The organism is Streptomyces sp. NPDC056835 (assembly GCF_042789485.1).
In the GTDB taxonomy this organism is placed as follows: Bacteria; Actinomycetota; Actinomycetes; order Streptomycetales; family Streptomycetaceae; genus Streptomyces.
This window is the reverse complement of sequence record NZ_JBHUBB010000072.1, coordinates 1-7,344: the sequence shown is the minus strand read 5'-3', so window position 1 is coordinate 7,344 and position 7,344 is coordinate 1. Positions and strand designations below refer to the sequence as shown.

Sequence of the window (7,344 nt, the reverse complement as noted above, 5' to 3'; positions counted from 1 at the left end):
GCGTGTCCGGACTGCTTTCCTCACCGCGCTTCGCGCGTGCTGCGACGCTTTACGTCCGGACACGCACCTCCTCCGACCCCGACCCCCTCCCGTCGGTGGTCCCGGCCATTCGCGCCCTGGCTGGGGGGGGTGGGTGCGGGCCGGTGGTCCCGGCCATTCGCCGCCCTGGCTGGGGGTTGGGGGTGAGCGCGGCCCTGTGGGTCTCGCCAACCTCCGCCCTGGTGTCGGCTGGGAGGGCGCTGATTCGTTCGGGGTGCGCACGGCCGCCGGCGAGTGAGCCGAAGGGGCGCGTCGACGTCGAAAGGGAGAGCGCGCGGAGGTTCGTGAGGAACGAGCGAATCGAGCACGGTCGACCGTCGACGTCGGCATAGGGCGCCCCGGAGGCGAACCGAGCCCCCAAAAATTAGGGGTTACGCTGGTGCCGTGGCAGTCGTCGATGTATCCGAAGAGCTGAAGTCCCTCTCCTCGACCATGGGGTCGATCGAGGCCGTCCTGGACCTCGACAAACTGAGGGCAGACATCGCCCTGCTTGAGGAGCAGGCCGCGGCCCCGTCCCTCTGGGACGACCCCGATGCGGCGCAGAAGATCACCAGCAAGCTTTCGCACTTGCAGGCCGAGGTCCGCAAGACCGAGGCGCTGCGCGGGCGCATCGACGACCTGGAAGTGCTCTTCGAGCTGGCCGAGGCCGAGGACGACGCGGACACCCGCGCCGAGGCCGAGTCCGAGCTGTTGTCGGTCAAGAAGGCGCTGGACGAGATGGAGGTCCGTACCCTCCTGTCCGGCGAGTACGACGAGCGCGAGGCGCTGGTCAATATCCGTGCCGAGGCCGGTGGCGTGGACGCCGCCGACTTCGCCGAGCAGCTTCAGCGCATGTATCTGCGGTGGGCCGAGCGGCACGGCTATCCGACCGAGGTCTACGAGACGTCGTACGCGGAGGAGGCCGGCATCAAGTCGACCATCTTCGTCGTCAAGGCGCCCTACGCGTACGGCACGCTCTCCGTGGAGCAGGGCACCCACCGTCTTGTCCGAATCTCGCCCTTCGACAACCAGGGCCGCCGGCAGACCTCGTTCGCGGGTGTCGAGGTGCTTCCGGTCGTGGAGTCCAGCGACCACGTGGAGATCGACGAGTCCGAGCTGCGCGTGGATGTCTACCGCGCCTCGGGGCCCGGCGGACAGGGCGTCAATACCACTGACTCCGCGGTCCGTATCACGCATATCCCGACCGGCATCGTGGTCTCCTGCCAGAACGAGCGCTCCCAGATCCAGAACAAGGCGAGCGCCATGAACGTCCTCCAGGCGAAGCTGCTCGAACGCCGCCGCCAGGAGGAGCAGGCCAGGATGGACGCGCTCAAGGGCGATGGCGGCAACTCCTGGGGCAACCAGATGCGTTCCTATGTTCTGCACCCCTACCAGATGGTCAAGGACCTGCGGACGGAGTTCGAGGTCGGCAATCCGCAGGGTGTGCTCGACGGCGAGATCGATGGATTCCTGGAAGCCGGAATTCGCTGGCGCAAGCAGCAGGACAAGTAAATTCGCGCTTTGTCGACAAGGGAACTGCCGTTCGTAGGGCGGCAGTTCCCTTTTACGTCACAGTTGCATCCCCGCACGCCGGACAACTGACGCGATATCGGTCATCGCACGCGCAACGACCTTGACGCGTATATGAAAACCGGCGACGCTGGCGCGTGGCATGCGTAATTCTGGGGCGCGTGAGACCGGGGGCGGAGTACGCGAACCCCCAGCGGCCGCTGCCCCGGACGCTGCACCACTGACGAATGAGCTACTGGGGGTAGCAGGCAGATGACCAAAAAGACGCGGATCCGCGTGGCACGTGTGGCGGCCGGCGCGGTGATCGCCGCGGGTGCCTCACTGACCATCGCGGGCGCCGCTCAGGCCGTCGGTATTGGCGTGTCCACTCCGATCGCCGATGTCGGTCTGGGTATCGGCAACGAAACTACGGGCGGCACGACGGACGGTGGCACCACCGACGGTGGCTCCACCGACGGCGGCGCGACGGTCGGCACGACTGTGGGTGGCACCACCGATGGTGGGACCACGGACGGTGGCACGACCGACGGTGGCACCACTGATGGTGGGACGACCGACGGTGGTACGACGGACGGTGGCACGACCGACGGCGGGACCACCGATGGTGGGACCACGGACGGTGGGACGACCGATGGCGGCACCACTGATGGTGGGACGACCGACGGTGGTACGACGGACGGTGGCACGACCGACGGCGGGACCACCGATGGTGGGACCACGGACGGTGGCACCACCGACGGTGGGACGACCGACGGTGGTACGACGGACGGCGGGACCACCGATGGTGGGACCACGGACGGTGGCACGACCGATGGCGGTACCACCGACGGTGGCACCACCGACGGTGGCTCGACGGACGGTGGCTCCACCACCGGCGGCGGCACGGACGGCGGGTCCACCGGTGGCGCGACCACGGGTGGCGACAACACCGACACCGACAGTGTCGGCTCGCAGCCGGTCGAGCAGGGTGCGCCCAAGGAGGAGCTGGCGGAGACCGGCGCCGCCGAGACCACGTTCCTGCTGATCGGTGCCGCGACCATGATCGCCGGCGGTATCGGCTTCCGGATGCTGCCGCGTCTGGTCGGCGGTGGCCGTACGGCCGTCTGACCGCGGTAGTACGTACCACGGCACGTAAACGATGAGGGCTCGGGCGCCTGTCAGGCGCCCGAGCCCTCATTGTGAGCCCGAGGGTGTCCGCGAGGTCACGCGGGCTGATACGCGGCCATCAGTGCCGCCGCGGCCACGAGCACCACCAGCAGTGTGAGCAGCGCCACCGGGCTGAGACCGCCCAGGGGGCCCCGCTGCTGAAGTCGCTCCCTGTTGGCGCGGCACACGCGGCAGCGGCCCTCGCTGACGGGTCCCGCGCAGTTGGCGCACACCAGTCTGTCGTAGGTCATGCGCATTCCTCCTCACCGCGCGGCGGAGCCGCAGCCAGTGTCTCTCCGCCCAACGCTTCGGGAAACACGTCCGTTCCCCCCTCCACTCTGCCAGTTCCCGGCCGTTTCGGCGCGGTCGGCCGGATTCCTGGTGGACCTCACCGCTGGCGGTGCGGCGCCATCCGTGATAAATCGCCCCAAGCCCGCCCTCGGGCGGTGTTCCGACAACGGACGCGGACTGCGCGCGGCGGCGCGGTTCGCGTAAGGTCTCGCTCACCTACTCCCGGCCGACCCGTGGTGCACCCGTGATCCGATTCGACAACGTCTCCAAGACCTACCCGAAACAGAACAGCCCCGCTCTGCGTGATGTCTCCCTTGAGATCGAGAAGGGGGAGTTCGTTTTCCTCGTCGGCTCGTCCGGTTCCGGAAAGTCGACCTTCCTGAGACTGCTCCTGCGCGAGGAGCGCGCCAGTCACGGCATGGTGCATGTCCTCGGCAAGGACCTCGCGCGGCTGTCCAACTGGAAGGTGCCGCAGATGCGGCGCCAGCTGGGCACCGTCTTCCAGGACTTCCGGCTGCTGCCGAACAAGACCGTGGCGCAGAACGTCGCGTTCGCGCAGGAGGTCATCGGCAAGTCCCGCGGCGAGACCCGCAAGTCCGTACCGCAGGTCCTCGATCTCGTCGGCCTCGGCGGCAAGGAGGACCGGATGCCCGGTGAGCTCTCCGGTGGTGAGCAGCAGCGCGTCGCGATCGCGCGGGCCTTCGTCAACCGTCCCATGCTGCTCATCGCGGACGAACCGACCGGCAACCTCGACCCGCAGACCTCCGTGGGCATCATGAAGCTGCTGGACCGCATCAACCGCACCGGTACCACCGTCGTGATGGCGACCCACGACCAGAACATCGTCGACCAGATGCGCAAGCGTGTGATCGAGCTGGAGAAGGGCCGTCTCGTGCGCGACCAGGCACGCGGCGTCTACGGCTACCAGCACTGAGCACTGAGCACTGAGCACCGAGTACCGAAAGCTGAAAGGACGCCATGCGCGCCCAGTTCGTCCTGTCGGAGATCGGCGTCGGTCTTCGCCGAAACCTCACGATGACCTTCGCTGTCATCGTCTCCGTAGCCCTCTCGCTCGCCCTGTTCGGCGGCGCGCTGCTCATGCGCGAGCAGGTCAGCGTGATGAAGGACTACTGGTACGACAAGGTCAATGTCTCCATCTTCCTCTGCAACAAGAACGACGCGGCGACCGCGCCCCAGTGCGCCAAGGGCTCGGTCACCAGTCAGCAGAGGCAGCAGATCGAGGCCGATCTGAAGAAGATGGACCTCGTCGAGACGGTCCACCACGAGACGGCCGACGAGGCGTACAAGCACTACAAGGAGCGTTACGGCGACACCCCGCTCGCCGCGACGATCACCCCGGACCAGATGCCGGAGTCCTTCCGCGTGAAGCTGGAGGACCCCGAGAAGTACAAGGTGGTGGCGACGGCCTTCGCGGGCCGGGACGGGGTCGAGTCCGTCCAGGACCAGCGGAACATCCTGCAGAACCTCTTCGACCTGATGAACGGCATGAATATCGCGGCGCTCTGTGTGATGGCGCTGATGCTGGTCATCGCGTTGATGCTGATCGTGAACACCGTTCGCGTATCAGCGTTCAGCCGGCGCCGGGAGACCGGGATCATGAGACTCGTCGGCGCCTCCAGTTTCTATATCCAGATGCCGTTCATCATGGAGGCCGCGTTCGCCGGACTGATCGGCGGTGTGGTCGCCTGCGCCATGCTGCTGGCGGGCCGCTACTTCCTGATCGACAACGGTCTCGCGCTCGCCGACAAGATGGAACTCGTCAACTTCATCGGCTGGGACGCGGTGCTGGCCAAGCTTCCGCTGGTGCTCGCGATCGGTCTGCTGATGCCCGCCGTGGCCGCTTTCGTCGCTCTGCGCAAGTACCTCCGGGTGTGACAAGCGCCCCTGACGCGGAGACGACAAGCACCGTTCTGCCGTTCGGCGTTGTCCTAGACTCAACCTCATGTCGGGTTCCGAGTTGCACCAGTTGCACCGAACGTCCCGCGGTGTACGCCGCGGGGCGGCCCTGACATTGCTCTTCGTGAGCGTGCTCGCCACCGCCGCGGCGACGGGCACCCTGCCGTACGGCGAGGAGGACCCGCCCCGCGTGCGCACCCGGCCCGTGGCGTCGACGGCCGACCGTGACGAGGTCGCCAGGGCCGCCGCCGAGGCCGTGGCCAACGGGAAGTCCGGCACGGAAGCGGCCGAGGAGGTCGTCAGCCGCAGCGGCGACCGCTGGGGCTCGGTGTACGACAAGAGTGAGTACGAGGAGTTCCAGCGGGCCCTGGACGGCTCGTACACCGGCGTCGGGCTCTGGGCGAGACGTACCGCCGACGGCCTGGTCCAGGTCACCCGGGTCCATCCCGACGGCCCCGCGAAGAAGGCCGGTATCGGGCCCGGCGACATCATCAGGGACATCGACGGCCGCGGCATCAGGCAGCGGCCCGTCACGGACGTCATGGCGCTGCTGCGCGGCGAGCGGAAGAGCGACGACGCGTCCGTCGTCGGCACCCCGGTCGTGCTCGGTCTGGAGCGGGACGGCCGCCGCTGGACGGAGAGCCTGCGCCGCGCCCGGCTCACCACCGAATCCGTCACGGTCGGGACGATCGAGGGCGGCGCGCTGCGGATCAAGGTCGACGCGTTCACCAAGGGGACGGGCCAGCGGGTACGGGACGCGGTCCGGGCCGCGCCGAAGGGCACCGGCGTCCTGCTCGACCTGCGGGGCAACGCGGGCGGGCTGGTCGCCGAGGCCGTCACCGCCGCCTCCGCCTTCCTCGATGGCGGTCTGGTCGCGACGTACGACATACGGGGCGAGCAGCGCGCGCTGTACGCGGATCCCGGCGGCGACACCGGCCGCCCGGTGGTGGTGCTGGTGGACGGCGGCACGATGAGCGCCGCCGAACTGCTCACCGGCGCCCTCCAGGACCGCGGCCGGTCGGTCACCGTCGGCTCGCGCACCTTCGGCAAGGGCTCGGTCCAGATGCCGAGCGCGCTTCCGGACGGCTCCGTCGCCGAGCTGACCGTCGGTACGTACCGCACCCCGGCCGGCCATGGGGTGGACGGCCGGGGTGTCATCCCGGACCTCCAGGTGAGCGAGGGCGCCCAGGAGCGGGCGAGGTCGGTGCTGAGCGGCCTCGGGAGCGCGGAGTAAAGAAGTTGCGCCGGGGTGAGAAAATGGCGGGACTATGGCTAAGGAAACTGGGCGCAAACTGATCGCGCAGAACAAGAAGGCGCGGCACGACTACCTCATTATCGACACGTATGAGTGCGGTCTCGTGCTGACGGGTACCGAGGTGAAGTCCCTGCGCCAGGGACGGGCCTCCCTGGTGGACGGATTTGTCCAGATCGACGGGCGTGAGGCGTGGCTGCACAACGTCCATGTGCCCGAGTACACGCAGGGGACCTGGACCAACCACTCGGCCCGGCGCAAGCGGAAGCTGCTGATGCACCGGGTCGAGATCGACAAGCTGGACTCGAAGTCGCAGGAGACGGGTCACACGATCGTGCCCCTCGCGCTGTACTTCAAGGACGGCCGGGCGAAGGTCGAGATCGCGCTGGCGAAGGGCAAGAAGGAGTACGACAAGCGGCAGACGCTCCGCGAGAAGCAGGACCGGCGCGAGACCGACCGGGCGATCTCGGCGGTGAAGCGGCGTCAGCGGGCCTGATCGGGTCCTCCGGCGGGCCCTGATCGGGGCCGCTTCGGCCGGCCGGGCGGAATAGGCTGGCACCGTCGTGCGTTGGTCACGTAAGATGGGTCCCGCACCTCACAGCGGGTGCGCGCTCGAAAAATGAGCACGATTGAAAAAACAACATGGGGATGATCGGTTTCGACAGCGGATGTCGAAGCAGGTGAAGCGAGCCGAGGAAGCGGCAATGATCTCGTTAACCATATGTCGCAAACAATAATCGCCACTTCTAAGCGCGATTCCTCCGCCTTCGCCCTCGCTGCCTAATCAGCAGCTAGCGAAGACTCCGCGGAGTGTCAGCCCGGGGCTGTTCCCGACCCGGATCCTGGCATCAGCTAGGGAACTAAACCTCTGAGCCCGGTCGCGGGGAGCAGAGGGAAACCAAACAGTGACTGAGCCCGTCGGAGACTTGTCCGTGTGATCTCCGGGGCTGAGAAAAGCGAAGCGGACTGCGCTCGGAGAAGCCCTGGTTCCGCACCGTTGGACGCGGGTTCGATTCCCGCCATCTCCACAATTCCCATGTGCACAATTGAATATCGTCTCCATGAATACCGTGGGCGAAGGCCCCGCTGCTCATCACTTGAGTTCTAGTGGTCCTCGCAACACCCCAGCTCAGGGGATGCGATGGACTTCGAGATCCGGGACCGGACGGTCAACCGGGGGCGTAAGAAGC

The 7,344-nt window shown here is 67.4% G+C and carries 7 protein-coding genes and 1 other RNA gene; 7 read left to right on the top strand and 1 reads right to left on the bottom strand.

The features are described from left to right. Positions 1 to 423: 423 nt before the first annotated feature. Positions 424 to 1,530, top strand: a complete 1,107-nt coding sequence (prfB, locus tag ACFRMN_RS38465; protein ID WP_383029127.1) for a peptide chain release factor 2 — start codon at positions 424 to 426, stop codon at positions 1,528 to 1,530. Between the two features lie 270 nt (positions 1,531 to 1,800). Then, positions 1,801 to 2,655 (top strand): hypothetical protein, encoded by an 855-nt coding sequence (locus ACFRMN_RS38460; RefSeq protein WP_383029124.1) that lies wholly within the window; start codon positions 1,801 to 1,803, stop codon positions 2,653 to 2,655. Between the two features lie 95 nt (positions 2,656 to 2,750). Here ACFRMN_RS38460 and ACFRMN_RS38455 read toward each other — a convergent pair whose 3' ends face one another. After that, positions 2,751 to 2,945 carry a hypothetical protein gene (locus ACFRMN_RS38455; RefSeq protein WP_383029121.1) on the bottom strand — a complete coding sequence of 65 codons (195 nt, stop codon included), beginning with the start codon at positions 2,943 to 2,945 and terminating at the stop codon, positions 2,751 to 2,753. Positions 2,946 to 3,229: 284 nt separating this feature from the next. Here ACFRMN_RS38455 and ftsE point away from each other — a divergent pair, with 284 nt between their 5' ends. The 5 genes from ftsE (at position 3,230) to ssrA (ending at position 7,185) form a co-directional block, all read left to right on the top strand. Beyond that, positions 3,230 to 3,919: a cell division ATP-binding protein FtsE gene (ftsE, locus tag ACFRMN_RS38450; RefSeq protein WP_030355142.1), complete on the top strand. Its 690-nt coding sequence runs from the start codon at positions 3,230 to 3,232 to the stop codon at positions 3,917 to 3,919. A 44-nt stretch (positions 3,920 to 3,963) separates the two neighbouring features. Further along, positions 3,964 to 4,881: a permease-like cell division protein FtsX gene (ftsX, locus tag ACFRMN_RS38445; protein ID WP_351397525.1), complete on the top strand. Its 918-nt coding sequence runs from the start codon at positions 3,964 to 3,966 to the stop codon at positions 4,879 to 4,881. Between the two features lie 67 nt (positions 4,882 to 4,948). Then, on the top strand, positions 4,949 to 6,136 hold the full coding sequence (locus ACFRMN_RS38440) for a S41 family peptidase (protein WP_383029118.1): 1,188 nt from the start codon (positions 4,949 to 4,951) through the stop codon (positions 6,134 to 6,136). A gap of 34 nt (positions 6,137 to 6,170) precedes the next feature. Continuing rightward, complete coding sequence (gene smpB / locus ACFRMN_RS38435) at positions 6,171 to 6,650, top strand: SsrA-binding protein SmpB (protein ID WP_383029116.1); 480 nt, start codon at positions 6,171 to 6,173, stop codon at positions 6,648 to 6,650. 148 nt (positions 6,651 to 6,798) lie between these two features. Further along, positions 6,799 to 7,185: a transfer-messenger RNA gene (ssrA, locus tag ACFRMN_RS38430) on the top strand. The last annotated feature ends 159 nt before the right edge of the window (positions 7,186 to 7,344 follow it).

Bases quoted from the DNA above. Each gene is read 5' to 3' on its own strand.
- ftsX (WP_351397525.1), top strand. From the start codon at position 3,964: ATGCGCGCCCAGTTCGTCCTGTCGGAGATCGGCGTCGGTCTTCGCCGA.
- ACFRMN_RS38460 (WP_383029124.1), top strand. From the start codon at position 1,801: ATGACCAAAAAGACGCGGATCCGCGTGGCACGTGTGGCGGCCGGCGCG.
- smpB (WP_383029116.1), top strand. From the start codon at position 6,171: ATGGCTAAGGAAACTGGGCGCAAACTGATCGCGCAGAACAAGAAGGCG.
- ACFRMN_RS38455 (WP_383029121.1), bottom strand. From the start codon at position 2,945: ATGACCTACGACAGACTGGTGTGCGCCAACTGCGCGGGACCCGTCAGC.
- ACFRMN_RS38440 (WP_383029118.1), top strand. From the start codon at position 4,949: ATGTCGGGTTCCGAGTTGCACCAGTTGCACCGAACGTCCCGCGGTGTA.